The sequence below is a fragment of the Corallococcus exercitus genome (genome assembly GCF_003611585.1).
Lineage (GTDB): Bacteria > Myxococcota > Myxococcia > Myxococcales > Myxococcaceae > Corallococcus > Corallococcus exercitus.
Genome location: NZ_RAVW01000784.1, coordinates 1 through 1,412, shown reverse-complemented (window position 1 = coordinate 1,412; position 1,412 = coordinate 1). Strand labels below are relative to the sequence as shown.

Annotated in this window: 2 protein-coding genes; one reads left to right on the top strand and one right to left on the bottom strand. The window is 70.7% G+C overall.

Annotation, left to right across the window (positions count from 1 at the left end):
• Window positions 1-784 (bottom strand): hypothetical protein (locus D7W79_RS42000; RefSeq protein ID WP_244222280.1); only part of this gene is annotated, 784 nt, incomplete at its 3' end.
• A 91-nt stretch (window positions 785-875) separates the two neighbouring features.
• On the opposite strand from D7W79_RS42000, the gene D7W79_RS41995 reads away from it, so the two are divergent.
• Window positions 876-1,412: GspE/PulE/PilB domain-containing protein (locus D7W79_RS41995; RefSeq protein WP_500681255.1), on the top strand; the 537-nt coding region annotated here is incomplete at its 3' end.

Genomic DNA, 1,412 nt, shown 5'->3' with positions numbered 1-1,412 from the left:
GCGTGGGAGCCGGCGCGGGGGCCGGGGTGACGGCGGAGGGCACGGTGTCCGGAGTCGTGCTGCCCGTGGGGGCCGAGCCCTTGCGGTTCGCGGGCGTCAGGTCCTTCACGAACATGTCCGCGACCTTGTCCAGCAGCTCCGTCATGGCCAGGCGGAACAGCTCCGGCTCCTTGCCGACCTTGAACGGATCCAGGTGCGGCGCCTTCTGCTCCACCGCGTCCAGGTCGAACGGCCGACGCCACAGCTCCGAGCGCCCGTCCAGCCGGAACATGCGCCCGTAACCCTTGAGGTAGGCCCCCGCGTGGCCGTCCTCGCTGCGCATGCCGAAGTCCTGGATGACGAACTCCACGACGGTGTCCGCGCCCAGCGGAGCCATCAGGTCGTAGTCCGGCGCGTTGGCGGGCACCTCCTCCACGAGGAAGCTCTCCAGCGCGGAGGCCACGCGGGCCGGGTCCACCGTGTCCGTCCACGGGGCCTCCTCCGGCAGGCGCGACAGGGTGGTGACGCGCAGGCGTTCAGAGAGCTCGAAGCGCGTCACGGCCTGCTGCAGCTTCACCGTGAGCCGGCGGTCCGCCTCCTTGGGCTCCAGCTTCTTGAGCTTGTCCGAATACGCGCTGTCCTCCTGGAACACCCGGCTCTTGGGCCCCGCGCCGTCCTCGATGCGGGAGATGAAGGCGGGCCGCTGGACCCGGTCCAGGTCCGCGCCGGACAGACGCTGCGAGGCGCAACCGGCGGTGAAGGCGACGAGGACTGCCGCGAAAAGGAGGCTTCGGCTTCGCACCATGGGGCCCAGGCTAACCCATCCCCGCGCCCCTGGCCTGTTTGTGACCCACCGAAAGCCAGGGGACGGTCCGTCGCTGCTATGCTGCCCGGCCGTGACTGCTCCCCCTTCTGTTCCCCCCGGCCCGGGCCCCAACCGCAAGCGGCGGCTGGGGGAAATCCTGATGGACGCCGGCCTGCTCACCGAAACCCAGCTCCGCAGCGCGCTCGCCGAGCAGCGCAAGTGGGGCGGCCGGCTGGGCCTCACGCTGGTGCAGATGGGCGTCGTGGACGAAAGCTCCATGGTGCACGCCCTGTCGCGGCAGCTGGCCATCCCCACGGTGGACCTGGACAAGCACCTCCCCGTCCCGTCCGCCCTCCAGGTGCTGCGCGTGGACATCGCCGAGCGCTACACCGTCTTCCCCATCGCCTACGAGCCCGGCACCAAGACGCTCACCGTGGCCACGTCGGATCCGACCAACGTGGAGTCCCTCCAGGAGCTGGCCTTCCACTCCGGCCAGAAGCTCCAGGTGGTGGTGGCGACCGCGTCCTCCATCGAGCGCGCCATCCGGCACCACTACCACGGCGAGATCACCTCCACGGCCGCCACGCCGCTGAGCTTCGGCATGGACGAGGCCACCTTCGAGCTGGCC